The organism is Streptomyces sp. RKAG293 (assembly GCF_023701745.1).
GTDB lineage: Bacteria > Actinomycetota > Actinomycetes > Streptomycetales > Streptomycetaceae > Actinacidiphila.
On sequence record NZ_JAJOZB010000001.1, the window covers coordinates 2473046 to 2490200 of the forward strand.

Annotated in this window: 11 protein-coding genes and 2 rRNA genes; 3 read left to right on the plus strand and 10 right to left on the minus strand. The window is 70.3% G+C overall.

All coding sequences use genetic code 11. The features are described 5' to 3' along the window. Positions 1 to 114: 114 nt before the first annotated feature. The gene (locus LNW72_RS10900) at positions 115 to 1920 is read left to right on the plus strand and encodes a glycoside hydrolase family 15 protein (RefSeq protein WP_250975216.1); all 1806 of its coding nucleotides are present in this window, start codon (positions 115 to 117) and stop codon (positions 1918 to 1920) included. 68 nt (positions 1921 to 1988) lie between these two features. On the opposite strand, the gene LNW72_RS10905 is transcribed toward LNW72_RS10900, so the two are convergent. The 6 genes from LNW72_RS10905 to LNW72_RS10930 all read right to left on the minus strand — a co-directional run bounded on the left by LNW72_RS10905 (position 1989) and on the right by LNW72_RS10930 (position 7936). Then, positions 1989 to 3125: a glycosyltransferase family 4 protein gene (locus LNW72_RS10905; RefSeq protein ID WP_250975217.1), complete on the minus strand. Its 1137-nt coding sequence runs from the start codon at positions 3123 to 3125 to the stop codon at positions 1989 to 1991. A 174-nt stretch (positions 3126 to 3299) separates the two neighbouring features. Then, entirely contained in the window at positions 3300 to 5042 is a 1743-nt protein-coding gene (recN, locus tag LNW72_RS10910) for a DNA repair protein RecN (RefSeq protein WP_250975218.1), read from the minus strand. A gap of 52 nt (positions 5043 to 5094) precedes the next feature. Next, complete coding sequence (locus tag LNW72_RS10915) at positions 5095 to 5991, minus strand: NAD kinase (RefSeq protein WP_138353383.1); 897 nt, start codon at positions 5989 to 5991, stop codon at positions 5095 to 5097. Positions 5992 to 6035: 44 nt separating this feature from the next. Continuing rightward, positions 6036 to 6842, minus strand: a complete 807-nt coding sequence (locus LNW72_RS10920) for a TlyA family RNA methyltransferase (protein ID WP_244809118.1) — start codon at positions 6840 to 6842, stop codon at positions 6036 to 6038. Between the two features lie 7 nt (positions 6843 to 6849). Beyond that, entirely contained in the window at positions 6850 to 7062 is a 213-nt protein-coding gene (locus LNW72_RS10925; RefSeq protein ID WP_250975219.1) for a hypothetical protein, read from the minus strand. Next, positions 7055 to 7936, minus strand: a complete 882-nt coding sequence (locus LNW72_RS10930; protein WP_250975220.1) for a histone — start codon at positions 7934 to 7936, stop codon at positions 7055 to 7057. The genes LNW72_RS10925 and LNW72_RS10930 overlap by 8 nt, the downstream gene beginning before the upstream one ends. A gap of 181 nt (positions 7937 to 8117) precedes the next feature. Between LNW72_RS10930 and LNW72_RS10935 the strand changes: the two genes are divergently transcribed. Next, on the plus strand, positions 8118 to 8465 hold the full coding sequence (locus LNW72_RS10935; protein WP_250975221.1) for an SCP2 sterol-binding domain-containing protein: 348 nt from the start codon (positions 8118 to 8120) through the stop codon (positions 8463 to 8465). A 59-nt stretch (positions 8466 to 8524) separates the two neighbouring features. Here the strand turns inward: LNW72_RS10935 and LNW72_RS10940 are convergent, their stop codons facing one another. Next, positions 8525 to 9544 carry an HAD-IIA family hydrolase gene (locus tag LNW72_RS10940; protein ID WP_250975222.1) on the minus strand — a complete coding sequence of 340 codons (1020 nt, stop codon included), beginning with the start codon at positions 9542 to 9544 and terminating at the stop codon, positions 8525 to 8527. Between the two features lie 74 nt (positions 9545 to 9618). Between LNW72_RS10940 and LNW72_RS10945 the strand changes: the two genes are divergently transcribed. Next, positions 9619 to 10887: a DUF1015 domain-containing protein gene (locus tag LNW72_RS10945; protein WP_250975223.1), complete on the plus strand. Its 1269-nt coding sequence runs from the start codon at positions 9619 to 9621 to the stop codon at positions 10885 to 10887. Positions 10888 to 10973: 86 nt separating this feature from the next. Here LNW72_RS10945 and LNW72_RS10950 read toward each other — a convergent pair whose 3' ends face one another. The 3 genes from LNW72_RS10950 to LNW72_RS10965 all read right to left on the minus strand — a co-directional run bounded on the left by LNW72_RS10950 (position 10974) and on the right by LNW72_RS10965 (position 16863). Continuing rightward, a complete protein-coding gene (locus tag LNW72_RS10950; protein ID WP_250980100.1) occupies positions 10974 to 11810 on the minus strand; it encodes a hypothetical protein in 837 nt (278 codons plus the stop codon). A gap of 1672 nt (positions 11811 to 13482) precedes the next feature. Further along, positions 13483 to 13599, minus strand: a 5S ribosomal RNA gene (rrf, locus tag LNW72_RS10960). A 141-nt stretch (positions 13600 to 13740) separates the two neighbouring features. Next, a 23S ribosomal RNA gene (locus LNW72_RS10965) occupies positions 13741 to 16863 on the minus strand. Positions 16864 to 17155: the final 292 nt, after the last annotated feature.

A 17155-nucleotide genomic window follows, 5' to 3' on the forward strand; every position in this document is an offset into this window, starting at 1 on the left:
GCCGGCCGGCACGGCATCAACCCCGCCCGCTCCCGGAACACGAGCTCGTCGAAAATCCCCAGACCGCAAGACCGGCCCTCCGAGGCCGGCGCCGTCATTCGACTGGAGATGCAGGTGGCCGGGCGCATCGAGGATTACGCACTCATCGGCGATATGCAGACCGCTGCACTGGTCTGCCGGGACGGCACGGTCGACTGGCTGTGCCTGCCCCGGTTCGACTCCCCCGCGGTCTTCGCCGGCCTGCTCGGAACCGAGCAGCACGGATTCTGGAGGCTGGGCCCGGCCCACGCCCCCGGAACAGGTCCGCCCGCGGCGACGCGACGGCGTTACCGGGGCGACTCCCTCGTGCTGGAATCCGAATGGGACACCCCGCGCGGCACGGTCCGGGTGATCGACTTCATGCCGCCCCGTGACGGCGCCCCGCAGGTGATCCGGATCGTGGAGGGCGTCAGCGGGCGGGTGCCGATGCGCTCCGCCCTGCGGATGCGCTTCTCCTACGGCCAGATCGTGCCGTGGGTGCACAAGGTCGGCGACCGCACGGTCGCGGTGGCCGGGCCGGACTCCGTCTGGCTGGACACCGAGGTCGACACGTACGGCAAGGACCTGACGACGTACGCGGACTTCACCGTCTCGCCGGGCGAGCGGGTGGCCTTCACCATCAGCTGGGAGCCCTCGCACCGCCCGCCGCCGTCGCTGCCGGAGCCGGAGGCCTCGCTGGAGTCCACCGAGCAGTTCTGGCAGGACTGGGTCGACCAGTGCACGTACCACGGCCCCTACCGGGACGCCGTGGTCCGCTCGCTGATCACCCTCAAGGGCCTCACGTACGGCCCCACCGGCGGCATCGTCGCCGCTCCGACGACCTCGCTGCCCGAGGACATCGGCGGGGTCCGCAACTGGGACTACCGGTTCACCTGGCTGCGGGACGCGGCGATCACGCTGTCCTCGCTGCTGCGCACCGGCTACCGGGACGAGGCGCGGGCCTGGCGCGAGTGGCTGCTGCGCGCGGTGGCCGGCGACCCGGAGAACCTGCAGATCATGTACGGCATCGCCGGCGAGCGCGAGCTCGGTGAGAACGAGCTGCACTGGCTGCCCGGTTACGAGGGCTCCACCCCGGTCCGGATCGGCAACGGCGCCGCCCACCAGCTGCAGCTGGACGTCTACGGCGAGGTCACCGAGGCCCTGCACCTGGCCCATATGACCGGGCTGGCCCGCAACGACTACGCGAGCCTGCTGCAGCTCAAGCTGATCCGCTATCTCGAATCGCACTGGAACGAACCGGACGAGGGCATCTGGGAAGTGCGCGGCCCCCGCCGCCACTTCGTGCACTCCAAGGTGATGACCTGGGTCGCGGTGGACCGCACCGTCAAGCTCATCGAGTCGGGCGAGGCGGACGGCCCGCTGGAACGCTGGCGCGAACTGCGCGACGACATCCACCGGGACGTCTGTGAGAAGGGTTACGACAAGGAGCGCAACACCTTCACCCAGTCCTACGGCTCCCAGGAGCTGGACGCCTCGCTGCTGCTCATCCCGCAGATGGGCTTCCTGCCACCGGACGACAAGCGCGTCATCGGCACCATCGAGGCGATCCAGCGTGAGCTGAGCACCGAGGACGGCTTCATCCTGCGCTACCCGACCAACAGCGGCGACGACAACCTCGACGGGCTGCCGGGTGACGAAGGGGCCTTCCTGGCCTGCTCGTTCTGGATGGCCGACGACCTGGCGATGATCGGCCGGGTGGACGAGGCCCGCCAGCTGTTCGAGAAGCTGCTGGCGCTCCGCAACGACCTCGGGCTGCTCGCCGAGGAGTGGGACCCCCGGCTCAAGCGCCAGGTCGGCAACTTCCCGCAGGCGTTCAGCCATGTGCCGCTCATCGACACGGCGCTGCGGCTGAGTGCCTGCGGGGCGTACGGCGGCGGCTGACCCCGCAGAGGTCGCACGGGTGGCGGGGCCGTACGGCCCCGCCACCACCCTGCGGAGGGTTCAGCGGTTCAGCGCTGCGCCAACTCGTCGTAGATGCTGAGCACCTGGGCGACCGTGTCGTCCTCGGTCGGCCAGGTGGCGGCCTGGGCCCGCCCTGCCGCGGCGAGCGCGATCCGGCGCTCCGGTTCGTCGAGCAGCCGGGCCACCGTCCGGGCCAGCGCCCCCGGATCGCCGTACGGCACCAGCTCCGCCGCGTCACCGACCAGTTCGGGGATCCCGCCGACCGCGGTGGCGACCAGCGGCACCCCCGCGTGCAGGGCCTCCTGGGCGATCAGGGCGCGCGCCTCCCACCGGCTCGGCAGGACCACCACGTCGGCCGCGGCGAGCAGTTCCGTGACATCGGCCCGGCGGCCGATCAGCCGGACGGGCAGCCGCTCGGTGTCGATCCGCTGCTCCAGCGCGGCCCGCCGGGAGCCCTCTCCCGCCACGATGACCAGCGGCCGGGGGTCGTGGTCCGCCAGCATGCGGCAGGCGTCCAGCAGCAGGTCGTAGCCCTTGTGCGGCTCCAGCCGGCCGACGGCCAGCACCAGGGGCCGGTCCACCGCCCCGAACTCGGCCCGCGTCTTCTGCCGCATCCGCTCGGCGTCGCCGTGCGGCTCCGGGGCCGCGACCCCGGGCACCGGCACCGCGACCGGCGCCAGCCGCGCGTCCCGGGCGCCCAGCGACCTGGCCCGGTCCACCAGGTCGGACGAGGCCCCGAGCACCACGGCCGCGGCCCGCACCACCCGGCGCTCCAGCCAGCGCAGCAGCCGGGCCCTGGCACCCTCGGCGAGGACCGCGCTGTGCCACGTCACCACGAGCGGGGTGGAACGGCCGCTGAGCGCCAGCGACGACAGCAGCCCGGCGCGCAGGCCGTGCGCGTGCACCACATCGGCGTCCGTGCAGGCCACCCGCAGTTCCGCGACGACCGTCGCGTCGGACCTGGCCGCCCGGTGGGCGATCTCCACGCGCTCGAACCGGGCACCCGTGCCGGTGAAGGCGTAATCGTTTTCGGCGGCGGCCGGGCCGCACACCGTGACCCGCACTCCGCGGGCGACGAGGCCGCCCGCGAGCGAGCTGACGTGCGCACCTGCGGGACCGCCCGCCCCGCCCAGCACGAGGACGGCGTGCAGCTGTCCTCGCAGGGGGATCGGAGTGCTGCTCACCCGGGTACAGCTCCTGACTCGGCGTCGGACGACGGCTGTTGCGCCATACCCCAAGGATGCCAGGCCCCCACGGCATGCCGTGGGCACCGACCGCCTCCCGGCCCGGGTACGGGCGCCGTGGATCACTCGAACGAGTGCGCTTACGCGCCGTGCCGGACGTGGCCCCGGCCGGGCTCAGCTGGTGGCGCGGGCCGCGGCCAGCAACTCCTCGGCGTGGGCCCGGCCGAGTTCGGAGTCCTCGAGCCCGGCGAGCATACGGGAGAGCTCCCGCACCCGGTCCTCACCTTCGAGAACGGTGACACCGCTGCGGGTCACCGAACCGTCGTTCGTCTTCTCCACCAGCAGCTGCCGGTCGGCGAACGCCGCCACCTGCGGGAGGTGGGTGACCACGACGACCTGCGCGGTCCGCGCGAGGCGCGCCAGCCGGCGGCCCACCTCGACCGCGGCCTTGCCGCCGACACCCGCGTCGACCTCGTCGAAGAGATACGTCGGCACGGGATCGGATCCGGCGAAGACGACCTCGACGGCGAGCATCACCCGCGACAGCTCACCACCGGACGCGCCCTTGGCGATCGGCCGGGCCGGGGCGCCCGGGTGCGGGGCGAGCTGGAGCTCCACCTCGTCGGCGCCGGTCGCGCCGAAGGCGACGAGCTGCCCGCCGACCTGGATCCCCTCGGGATCGGCGGTCTGCCGGATGGCCACCCCGACCCGGGCGTGCGGCATCGCCAGCTCGGCCAGTTCCGCGGTGACCGCGGCGGCGAAACGGTCCGCCGCCTCCGTACGGGCGTCGCTCAGCGCCTGCGCGAGCTCCCCGAGCTCGGCCCGCAGCGCGTCCCGTTCCCCGGTCAGCTCCGCGATCCGCTCGTCGTCGCCCTCCAGCTCACCGAGCCGGCCGGCGCTCTGCTCGGCCCAGGCCAGCACCCCGTCGATGTCCGAACCGTACTTGCGGGTCAGATGGGAGAGCACCGCCCGCCGTTCCTCCACCGCGGCGAGCCGCAGCGGATCGGCGTCCAGGTCGTCCGAGTAACCGGCCAGCTCCTGGGCGACGTCGCCGACGAGGATGCCGATCTCACCGATGCGTTCGGCGAGCGCCGCGAGCGCCGGGTCATGGGCGCGGACGGCCTCCAGCGCGCGCTGGGCGCCGGAGACGAGGGTGTTGGCGTCGTTGCCCTCCGGGTCCTCGGGGTTGCCCGCGAGCGCGGCGTGCGCGACGGCCGCGGCGGAGGCCAGCGCCTCGGCGTGGCCGAGCCGTTCGGCCTCGGCGGCCAGCTCGGTGTCCTCGCCGGGCAGCGGCTCGGCGTCGGCGACCTCACCGATCCCGAACCGGATCAGATCCGCCTCCTGGGACCGCTCACGGGCCCGGGTGGTCAGCTCGTCGAGCTCGCCCGCCACCTCCCGCAGCCGCCGGTACGCCGCCCCGTACTTCGCCAGCGGCACGGCCACGGCGTCGCCCGCGTACCGGTCCAGCGCCTGGCGCTGCCGGGCGGGGCGCAACAGGCCCTGCTGGTCGGTCTGGCCGTGCACGGCCACCAGGTCGTCGGCGAGCTCGCCGAGCAGCCCGACCGGCACGGAGCGCCCGCCGACATGGGCCCGCGACCGCCCCTCGGCCGAGACGGTACGGCTGATCAGCAGCGCGCCGTCGTCGAGTTCCGCCCCCGCCTCCTCGGCGCGGACGGCGGCCGGCGAGTCCCGGCCGAGCGTGATCCGCCCCTCGACCACCGCCGCCTTCGCACCGATCCGCACCAAAGCGGGATCGGCCCGGCCGCCCAACAGCAGGCCGAGGCTCGTGACGACCATGGTCTTGCCCGCACCGGTCTCGCCGGTCACCGCGGTGAAGCCGGGTGAAAACTCCACCACGGCATCCTCGATGACACCCAGCGACCGGATCCGCATCTCCTCCAACACGGATACGACCATACGAGGTTTGCGGCCCGGCGCGCGACGGGCATCGGCCACCAGCACTCGCGGGTTACTGCGGGGCACCCCGCCAGCCCGCGACGGGCAGGGCGAACTTCGCCACCAGACGGTCCGTGAAGGAGGCGTGGTGCAGCCGGGCGAGGCGTACCGGCACGGCGCCCCGCCGTACCTCCACGCGGGCCCCGGCGGGCAGCTCGACGGTGCGCCGGCCGTCGCACCACAGCACGCCGTGCGGCGTCTTGGGCTGCACCTCGACGGCGAGCACCGAACGCGGCGAGGTCACCAGCGGCCGGGCGAACAGCGCGTGCGCGCTGATCGGCACCATCAGCAGCGCCTCGACCTCGGGCCAGACCACCGGGCCGCCGGCCGAGAAGGCGTAGGCGGTCGAGCCGGTCGGGGTGGCGCAGACCACGCCGTCACCGCCGAATCGTGACACCGGACGGCCGTCGACCTCGGTCACGACCTCCAGCATCCGCTCGCGCGCCTGCTTCTCCACCGACGCCTCGTTGAGCGCCCAGTCGGTGTGCACCACATGTCCGTCGTTGCGGACGAGGACGTCGAGCGTCATCCGCTCCTCGACCTCGTACTGCTTGGTGACCACCCGGTCCACGACCTTGTCCAGGTCGTCCCGCTCCGCCTCGGCGAGGAACCCGACCCGGCCCAGGTTGACCCCGAGCATCGGCACGCCGGAGGCGCGCGCGAACTCCGCGCCGCGCAGCAGCGTCCCGTCACCACCGAGGACGATGATCAGTTCACAGCCCTCGACGGCCCCGGGGCCGCCCTCCGTCACCAGCTCCACCTCGGCGGGCAGCGGCAGTTCCGCGGCCAGGTCCGCGGCCTCGTCCGTCAGGACCCGCACCCCGATCCCGCAGCGCAGCAGGCCGAGCACGACCCGTTCCGCGCTGCGGATCGCGGCCGGCCGGCCGGTGTGCGTGAGCAGGAAGATCATGCGGCCCTTCGGCCCGGCACAGTCCTGCGTTTCGGTGTTCGTCGTCAACGGGGCCCCTCCGCCACAGCACGGTCGACATCCGCCGGGTCCAGATCAGGCGCACCGGCGCGCAGCCACAGAAAGTACTCCACATTGCCGGAAGGTCCCGGCAGCGGACTGGCGGTGACGCCCATGACACCGAGCCCGAGCGCCGCGCCCTGCCCGGCGACCGTCCGCACGGTCTCCGCGCGCAGCTGCGTACTGCGCACGACACCGCCGGTGCCCAGCCGCTCCTTGCCCACCTCGAACTGCGGCTTCACCATCAGCACGAGATCCGCGTCGGGCGCGGCGCACCGCACGAGCGCGGGCAGCACCAGGCCGAGCGGGATGAACGACAGGTCGCCGACGATGATGTCCGCGGGCTCGCCGTCGATGTGCTCCAGCGTCAGCTCGCGCACGTTGGTGCGGTCCTTGATGACGACCCGGTCGTCGCTCTGCAGCGACCAGGCCAGCTGGCCGTAGCCGACGTCCACGGCGACGACGGTCGCGGCGCCGTTGCGCAGCAGCACATCGGTGAAGCCCCCGGTGGAGGCCCCCGCGTCCAGCGCGCGCCGCCCCTCGACCTTCAGGCCGAGCGGGGTGAACGCGGCCAGCGCGCCGGCGAGCTTGTGGCCGCCGCGCGACACGTAGTCGGGTTCGTTGTCGTCCTTGGCCACCACCACGGCCGCGCTGGTCTCCACCTGCGTGGCGGCCTTGGTCGCGGTGGCGCCGCCGATGGTGACCCGCCCCGCGGCGATCAGCTGGCTGGCGTGCTCGCGCGAGCGCGCCAGATTTCGGCGCACCAGCTCGGCGTCGAGTCGGCGTCGTGCCACGTACGGTTCAGCTCCTGTTGTCGTCGAGTGCGGTGAGCGCGTCGCGCAGCCCACGGTGCACATCCTCGTACACCTCGATGTGGTCCGCGGTCGGCAGGTCGTCGGCGTCGCTCAGCCGCACGATCAGCGTGTCCACCGCGGCCTGGCCGGTGGGCGCCGGTGCCAGGCCCAGCGGGGCGATCCCGTTCTGCGGCCCCTCCCCGGGCAGCGGTTCACTCATCGGAGGCCGTCTTCTTCCGGGCGGCGGTCTTCTTGGCGGGTGCGGCCTTCTTGGCGGCGGGGGCCTTCTTCGCCGGAGCGGCCTTCTTGGCCGGCGTCGTCTTCTTCGCCGCGGAGGTCTTCGTCGCCGGAGTCGTCTTCTTGGCCGGGGTCGTCTCCTTGGCCGGGGTCGTCTCCTTGGCCGCGGGCGCCTTCCCGGCGGGGGCCGCCTTCTTCGCGGCGGCCGCCTTCTTCGCGGGGGCGGCCTTCTTGGCGGGCGGGGCGGCCGGGGAGGTCTTCTTCGCCTTCGCCGGGGCCTTTGCCGGGGCCTTTGCCGGGGCGGACTTCGCCGACGTCGCCGACTTCGCGGACGTCACGGACCGGACCGGCGCAACGGGCCGCTCGGCGGAGGCCGGGCCGGCGGGGGCCTCCGGATCGACGGGGTACACCGGATCGGCGGGACCGGCCGGCTCCATCGGGTCGACCGTGATGCGCTCGAAGAGCGGTGACGCGGTTCCGGCGGGGGCCGCCCCGAAGCCGGCGTCCACGTCCTCCTCCTCGTCCTCGAGGTTCCGGACGCGGCGCTCCAGCGCCTCCAGGACCACACCGACCTTCGTCACCTCGTCGGCGACCCGTCCGACCCGGCCCATCGCCTTGTCGATCTCCTCGCGGATCAGCCCGATCAGCAGATCGCGGTTGGGCCGTCCGGCCGCCATCAGCTCGTCCGCCAGCGTCTGCACCTCCGGCGGAATGCTGTCGCCGATCCTGCGCTGGACGGCGTCGACATCGATCCCCGTCTGGTCGAGCAGCTCCCTGGCCGCCCCCACCGCCCGCCGCCGGGTCGCCTCGGTCAGGCCGCCCGCGATCTGCAGACAGGTACGCAGCGCGTCCCGCATCGCCCTCACTCCTCGCCTCGCCATTGCCTCGCCATTGACGTATCCGCACCTGACGCTACCCGTACTGCCCGGCTCACGGCGTACGGTGCCCTGAGGTACCGTCGATCGGACGGATCACATGATCGTGGCGCGGGCGACCCCGGCGCCTGTACGCACCACCCGAACGGGAGACGCCCGACCGATGGCGACCATCGAGGAGTGCCGCAGCGCACTCGACCAGCTGTCGGAGAACCTCACCCGGGCCAACGGCGACATTCGCAGCGCCACGTCCCTGGACCGGTCGCTGAGCTGCCACATCACCGACCTCGACACGACGTTCGTCGGACGCCTGACGGACGGCCGGATCCATGACGTGACCACGGTGCCCGGCGCGCCCGCCGAGAAGGCGCAGATCCGGCTGACGATGGCCGGCGACGATCTCGTCGCGCTGGTCGGCGGCGAACTGAGCTTCGCCAAGGCGTGGGGCAGCGGCCGGGTCAAGCTGGAGGCAGGCCTGCGCGACCTGCTGCGGCTGCGCTCGCTGCTCTAGCCGCAGCCGGCCGCCCACCGGCGGCCGACTGCTGACCGCCGCCCACCGACGGCCCGGACTCAGAACCCGAGCCGCGCCAGCGCCTTCCCTGCGTCCAGCTCGCACGCTCCGTCGCCCGCCGCCGCCCAGGCCGCCGCGCACAGGGCCCGCAGCCCGTCGAGAGCGTCACCGTCGCCCTCCACCGTGAGCGCGTCACCGTCCGCCGAAGCGGTCCAGCCGCCGCACCGCGCCCCGCCGCCGTCCGCCGCGACCTCCGGCTGCGGTTCCAGCAGCCCGCGCAGATCGGCCGCCACATAGGTCGGCCGGTGCTTCGGCACGGCGGCGAGCAGCTGCGCCGGCGTCGTCACGCCCGTCAGCACCAGCAGCGAATCGACCTCGGCGCCGGTCGCACCCTCGATGTCGGTGTCCAGCCGGTCGCCGACCACCAGCGGCCGCTCCGCGCCGGTCCGCAGGATCGTCTCGCGGTGCATCGGCGGCTGCGGCTTGCCCGCCACCTGCGGCTCGCCGCCGGTCGCGATCCGGACGACCTCCACGGCCGCGCCGTTGCCCGGCGCGATCCCGCGCGGGTTCGGAATCGTCAGATCGGTGTTGGACGCGAACCACGGCACACCGCGCGCCACCGCGAACGAGGCCTCCGCCAGCAGCGACCAGCGCAGCTCGGGATCGTAGCCCTGCACCACGGCCGCCGGATCGTCCTCCGCCGACGCCACCGGCTCGAGACCGCGCTCGCGCAGCGCCGTCTGCAGCCCCTCGCCGCCGATCGCCAGCACCCGCGAGCCCGCCGGCACCTGCTCGGCGATCAGCCGGGCGACCGCCTGCGCCGAGGTGATGACGTCGTCCGCGTCCGCGGGCACCCCCAGCTCCGTCAGATGCGCGGCCACCGTCCCCGGTGTGCGGGCCGCGTTGTTGGTGACGTAGGCGAGGTGCATCCCGTGCCCGCGCGCGGTGGCGAGCGACTCGACGGCGTGCGCGATGGCCTCACCGCCCGCGTAGACGACGCCGTCGAGATCGAGCAGGGCCGTGTCGTACGCGGCGTCCAGCGCCCGGTCGGAACCGCTCGGACTGGTCCGGTGGGTCATCGCGTGTCCGCTCCTCGTATGTCGTCCATCACCTTGATCATCCCCCATCGCCGCGGGCCACGTAGCATGCCCTGATGACCACTTCAGGACCCGCCCCCCACGGCCTGCGCCTCGCCCCCTTCCGCGGGCTCCGCTACGTGCCGGAGAGGGTGGGCAGCCTGGCCGCGGTCACGTCGCCACCGTACGACGTCGTGGTCAGGCCGGACGGGCAGCGTCATCTGGAGACCGCCGACCCGCACAACGTCGTCCGTCTCATCCTGCCCCACAACGCCGATCCCACCAGCCGCCACCGGCAGGCCGCCACGGCCCTCGACCGGTGGCAGCGCGAGGGCGTCCTCGCCGCCGACCCGGAACCCGGGCTGTACGTGTACGAGCAGCGTGACGGCGACCATCTGCAACGCGGCCTGATCGGCGTCCTGCGGCTCACGCCGCCCGAGGAGCGGATCGTGCTCCCGCACGAGGACGTCATGCCGGGGCCGGTGGCCGACCGTGCCGCCCTGATGCGCGCGACCGGCGCCAACCTCGAACCGCTGCTGCTCGCCTACCAGGGCGGCGCATCCGTCGCGGAGATCGTCGACCGCACGGCGGACACCGAGCCGCTGCTCGCCACCACCACCGAGGACGGCATCCACCACCGGCTGTGGTCGATCACCGACCCGGAGACCCTCGCCGCGATCGATGCCGACCTGTCGCCCCGCCAGGCGCTCATCGCCGACGGCCACCACCGCTGGGCGACCTATCTGCGGCTGCAGGCCGAGCAGTCCGGGCCGAGCCCCTGGGACCACGGTCTGGTGCTCCTCGTCGACACCGCCCACTACCCGCTGCGGGTCCGCGCCATCCACCGCGTGCTCCCGCGGCTTGCGGTCGCCGACGCCGTCGAGGCCGCCCGGCACGCCTTCCGCGTGACGGACGTCGACGGACCGCTGCCGGTGGCGCTGGACGCGCTGGCGGCGGCCGCGGCGGAGGGCAACGCCTTCCTGCTCGCGGGCGACGGCCGGTTCCGGCTGCTCGACCGGCCGGATCCGCTGCGGATCGACCGATCCGTACCGCACGACCAGCCGCGCGAGTGGCGACAGCTCGACGCGACGGTCCTGCACAGCCTGCTCCTCGACGACATCTGGCGGGTACCCGACGTCCCGGAGCACATCAGCTATCTGCACACGACCGAGTCGGCCGTCGAGCAGGCGGAGCGGCACGGCGGCACCGCGGTGCTGATGCACCCCGTGGACGAGGCCGTGGTCCGCGAGCTGGCCCGCCAGGGCGTCACGATGCCCCGGAAGTCCACCTCCTTCGGGCCGAAGCCGGCCAGCGGGCTGGTCATGCGCAGCCTCGAACTGGGCTGAGCCGCCGGCGGCGGTGCGGTGAGCCGCAACGCAAAGAGGCGGCACTCGCGATGTCCGCGGGTGCCGCCTCTCAGTTGTCCGAGCACTCAGGCCTTGCTGGTGCCCGTTCCGGGCTCCTTGAAGGGCGAGTCCAGGAACGACGCCGGGTCGGCCTCGTCCGTGATGTCGACCTCGGCCTCGGCGATCTCGACGTCGTCATCATCGTCATCCGCGTCGTCCGCGTCGTCATCGGACTCCGCGTCGGCCGACGCGGCGGACTCCGCCGGGTCGTGCGACTCCGCGTGGTCCTCGACGAGGGCGTCCACGAACTCCACACCGTCCAGCTCGGCGAGCCGGTCGGAAGCGTCCGTGCTGCCGCTCTGGTCGGCTTCCGCCGCCTTGGCGAACCACTCGCGCGCCTCGGCCTTGCGGTCCACGGCGAGCAGCGCGTCGGCGTACGCGTACCGCAGTCGCGCGGTCCACGGGTTCATGGCGTTCGCCGCCAGCTCGGGGCCCTGCAGCGTCACCACCGCGGCCTCGGGCTGGCCCATGTCCTGCCGGGCACCGGCGGCGACGAGCCGCATCTCGACCTGACCGGCCTTGTCCAGCTTCTGCACCTCTGGCGCACCCGCCATGGCCAGCGCGCGCTCCGGACGGCCCATGCCGCGCTCGCAGTCCGCCATGACCGGCCACAGGTCCACGGAACCCGTCATCCGGCGCGTGGCGCGGAACTCCGCGAGAGCCTCGCCGTAGCGAGCGGTCGCGTACGAGGCGAAGCCGGCGGCTTCCCGCACGGCGGCGACGCGCGACGCGAGCCGCAGGGCGATCCTGGAGTACTCGTAGGCCGCCTCCGGGTCCTCGTCCAGCAGCTGCGCCACCATGACCAGGTTGCGCGCCACATCGTCGGCGAGCGTCTTCGGCAGGCTCATCAGCTCCTGGCGCACGCTCGGGTCGATCTCCTGGCCCGTGACGTCGTCCGGGATCGGCAGCCGCTTGACCGGCTCCCGCTCCTCACGGCGGTCCTCACGCCCGGCGCTCTCGAAGCGTCCGTGGCTCTCCTCCGCCGGCCGGCGGCTCTGGCCCCGGTCGTCGTCACGGCGCGGCCCACGCGGGGGCGCGTCACGGCGGTCGTCCTGACGCGGACCGCGCGGCGGCCCGTCACGACGGTCCTCACGCGGACGGTCGCTGCTGGGACGGCTGCTGCTCGGACGGTCACTGCTGGGGCGGTCGCTGCCCGAGCGCTCGTAGCGCGGGCGGTCCTCACGGGGACGGTCCTCACGCGGACGCTCGAAGCGCGGCCGGTCCTCGCGGGGACGGTCACTGCTCGGCCGGTCGCTGCTGGGACGGTCGTACCGGGGGCGGTCGCCCTGGGGACGGTCGTCGCGGCGGAAGCTGCCACCACGGTCGTCCTGACGGGGGCCGCGCGGCGGGCCGTCACGGCGGTCGTCACGGGGACGGTCGCTGCTGGGGCGGTCGTAGCGCGGGCGGTCGCCCTGCGGGCGGTCGTCACGGCGGAAGCCGCCACGGTCGCCGCTCGGGGGGCCGGAACGCGGACGGTCACCCTGCGGACGGTCGTCACGGCGGAAGCCGCCGCCACGGTCGTCACGGCGGTCACCGCTGGGCGGGCCGGAGCGCGGACGGTCGGAGGAACGCGGGGGGCCGTCACGACGGTCATCGCGACGGAAGCTGCCGCCACGGTCGTCGGGACGCGAGCCGCCGCGCGGCGGGCCGTCACGACGGTCGCCACTCGGGGCGCCGAAGCGGGGACGGTCGCCCTGCGGGCGGTCATCGCGACGGAAGCCGCCACGGTCGCCGCTCGGGGGGCCGGAACGCGGACGGTCACCCTGCGGACGGTCATCACGGCGGAAGCTGCCGCCACGGTCGTCGGGACGCGAGCCGCCACGCGGCGGGCCGTCACGACGGTCGCCACTCGGCGGGCCGAAGCGGGGACGGTCGCCCTGGGGGCGGTCGTCACGGCGGAAGCCACCGCGGTCGCCGCTGGGCGGGCCGGAGCGCGGACGGTCGTCGCGGCGGAAGCTGCCGCCACGGTCGTCGGGACGCGAGCCGCCACGCGGCGGGCCGTCACGACGGTCACCACTGGGCGGGCCGGAACGCGGGCGGTCGCCCTGGGGGCGGTCGTCACGGCGGAAGCCACCGCGGTCGCCGCTGGGCGGGCCGGAGCGCGGACGGTCACCCTGCGGACGGTCGTCACGACGGAAGCCACCGCGGTCACCGCTGGGACGGTCCGTACGCGGGCGGTCTTCACGCGGACGGTCAGAACGGGGGCGATCAGAGCTCGGACGGTCAGAACTCGGGCGGTCGGTACGGGGTCGGTCGTCACGACGGTCATCCCGGCGGAAACCGCCGGCCCGGTCACCATCGCGGCGCGGGCCGCCGGTGCGGAAACCGCCCCGGTCGCCACCGCTCTGTCGCGGCTCCCGGCGCTCAGGCCGATCCGACCGATCCTCGGGCGAGTTGGACATCGTCGTAACTCCTTGGTTCGTGCTGCTGTAGTGCCAGTCTCTCGTACCTGCCGAGTGACCGCGCACCGGTGGGGCAAAACAAAAAGACCCTCGGTCCCAGCGCAGAGGCCGGGACCGAGGGTCCATAAAGATTGTTCGGCGGCGTCCTACTCTCCCACAGGGTCCCCCCTGCAGTACCATCGGCGCTGAAAGGCTTAGCTTCCGGGTTCGGAATGTAACCGGGCGTTTCCCTAACGCTATGACCACCGAAACACTATCGGGCCATCCCGCTGAACGGGATTATTGACAGTGCCAAGCGAACAAGCACACTTTTCAATTTAAGTAGTACTGGTTCAACCGGAGCGACTGTTCGCAACCCGGGAACCAAACAGTGGACGCGAAGCAAAAATAGTTAGACAAGCCCTCGGCCTATTAGTACCAGTCAGCTCCACCCGTTACCGGGCTTCCACATCTGGCCTATCAACCCAGTCGTCTACTGGGAGCCTTAACCCCTCAAAGGGGGTGGGAATACTCATCTCGAAGCAGGCTTCCCGCTTAGATGCTTTCAGCGGTTATCCTTTCCGAACGTAGCCAACCAGCCGTGCCCTTGGCAGGACAACTGGCACACCAGAGGTTCGTCCGTCCCGGTCCTCTCGTACTAGGGACAGCCCTTCTCAATATTCCTGCGCGCGCAGCGGATAGGGACCGAACTGTCTCACGACGTTCTAAACCCAGCTCGCGTACCGCTTTAATGGGCGAACAGCCCAACCCTTGGGACCGACTCCAGCCCCAGGATGCGACGAGCCGACATCGAGGTGCCAAACCATCCCGTCGATATGGACTCTTGGGGAAGATCAGCCTGTTATCCCCGGGGTACCTTTTATCCGTTGAGCGACGGCGCTTCCACAAGCCACCGCCGGATCACTAGTCCCGACTTTCGTCCCTGCTCGACCCGTCAGTCTCACAGTCAAGCTCCCTTGTGCACTTACACTCAACACCTGATTGCCAACCAGGCTGAGGGAACCTTTGGGCGCCTCCGTTACTCTTTAGGAGGCAACCGCCCCAGTTAAACTACCCACCAGACACTGTCCCTGATCCGGATCACGGACCGAGGTTAGACATCCAGCACGACCAGAGTGGTATTTCAACGACGACTCCACCATGGCTGGCGCCATGACTTCACAGTCTCCCACCTATCCTACACAAGCCGAACCGAACACCAATATCAAGCTATAGTAAAGGTCCCGGGGTCTTTCCGTCCTGCTGCGCGAAACGAGCATCTTTACTCGTAGTGCAATTTCACCGGGCCTATGGTTGAGACAGTCGAGAAGTCGTTACGCCATTCGTGCAGGTCGGAACTTACCCGACAAGGAATTTCGCTACCTTAGGATGGTTATAGTTACCACCGCCGTTTACTGGCGCTTAAGTTCTCAGCTTCGCCACACCGAAATGTGACTAACCGGTCCCCTTAACGTTCCAGCACCGGGCAGGCGTCAGTCCGTATACATCGCCTTACGGCTTCGCACGGACCTGTGTTTTTAGTAAACAGTCGCTTCTCGCTGGTCTCTGCGGCCACCCCCAGCTCAGGAAGCAAGTTCCCTCACCAGTTGTGGCCCCCCTTCTCCCGAAGTTACGGGGGCATTTTGCCGAGTTCCTTAACCATAGTTCACCCGAACGCCTCGGTATTCTCTACCTGACCACCTGAGTCGGTTTAGGGTACGGGCCGCCATGAAACTCGCTAGAGGCTTTTCTCGACAGCATAGGATCATCCACTTCACCACAATCGGCTCGGCATCAGGTCTCAGACTTAATGTGTGACGGATTTGCCTATCACACGCCCTACACCCTTACCCCGGGACTACCACCGCCCGGGCTGGACTACCTTCCTGCGTCACCCCATCGCTTACCTACTACCACCTTGGACCGGCGGCTCCACCACTCCCCTTTGCCCGAAGGCTCCAGGACGGCTTCACGGCCTTAGCATCAGAGGGTTCGATACTGGGCGTTTCAAAGCGGGTACCGGAATATCAACCGGTTGTCCATCGACTACGCCTGTCGGCCTCGCCTTAGGTCCCGACTTACCCTGGGCAGATCAGCTTGACCCAGGAACCCTTAGTCAATCGGCGCACACGTTTCCCACGTGTGTATCGCTACTCATGCCTGCATTCTCACTCGTGTACCGTCCACGACTGGCTTCCGCCGCCGCTTCACCCGGCACACGACGCTCCCCTACCCATCCCCGCACCCGTTAGGGCTTCGCACGGGAATGACACGACTTCGGCGGTACGCTTGAGCCCCGCTACATTGTCGGCGCGGAATCACTTGACCAGTGAGCTATTACGCACTCTTTCAAGGATGGCTGCTTCTAAGCCAACCTCCTGGTTGTCTCTGCGACTCCACATCCTTTCCCACTTAGCGTACGCTTAGGGGCCTTAGTCGATGCTCTGGGCTGTTTCCCTCTCGACCATGGAGCTTATCCCCCACAGTCTCACTGCCGCGCTCTCACTTACCGGCATTCGGAGTTTGGCTAAGGTCAGTAACCCGGTAGGGCCCATCGCCTATCCAGTGCTCTACCTCCGGCAAGAAACACGCGACGCTGCACCTAAATGCATTTCGGGGAGAACCAGCTATCACGGAGTTTGATTGGCCTTTCACCCCTAACCACAGGTCATCCCCCAGGTTTTCAACCCTGGTGGGTTCGGTCCTCCACGAAGTCTTACCTCCGCTTCAACCTGCCCATGGCTAGATCACTCCGCTTCGGGTCTTGGGCGCGCGACTCATTCGCCCTATTCGGACTCGCTTTCGCTACGGCTACCCCACACGGGTTAACCTCGCCACACACCGCAAACTCGCAGGCTCATTCTTCAAAAGGCACGCAGTCACGAGATACCAGCAAGCTGGTATCCGACGCTCCCACGGCTTGTAGGCACACGGTTTCAGGTACTATTTCACTCCGCTCCCGCGGTACTTTTCACCATTCCCTCACGGTACTATCCGCTATCGGTCACCAGGGAATATTTAGGCTTAGCGGGTGGTCCCGCCAGATTCACACGGGATTTCTCGGGCCCCGTGCTACTTGGGTGTCGTACAAGCAAGCCGTACAGATTTCAGCTACGGGGGTCTTACCCTCTACGCCGGACCTTTCGCATGTCCTTCGCCTATCCATACGGTTTCTGACTCGCCCAACAGTCGGCAGACTGCTGAAGTACGATCCCACAACCCCGCATACGCAACCCCTGCCGGGTATCACACGCATACGGTTTGGCCTCATCCGGTTTCGCTCGCCACTACTCCCGGAATCACGGTTGTTTTCTCTTCCTGCGGGTACTGAGATGTTTCACTTCCCCGCGTTCCCTCCACATACCCTATGTGTTCAGGTATGGGTGACAGCCCATGACGACTGCCGGGTTTCCCCATTCGGACACCCCCGGATCACAGCTCAGTTGACAGCTCCCCGGGGCCTATCGCGGCCTCTCGCGTCCTTCATCGGTTCCTGGTGCCAAGGCATCCACCGTGCGCCCTTAAAAACTTGCGCTAACTAGATGCTCGCGTCCACTGTTTAGTTCTCAAGCAACGACCAGTCACCCGTTTCCAACGCTTCCGCGTCGTTAACGGGGCCGGGGTGTAGAAGAAACAAAGGTCGTTCCCTCAGGACCCAACAGCGTGCCCGACCCACCAGCAATCCAGACGCTTTCCACGCCGAAGCAGTACTTGCTTCCGGATTCCCAGTGTGCCGAATAGTCAACGTTCCACCCATGAGCAACCACCGCCGAACAGATGCCGGCGTAATGGCCCTGGACCGTCAATGACGGTCTAGATGCTCCTTA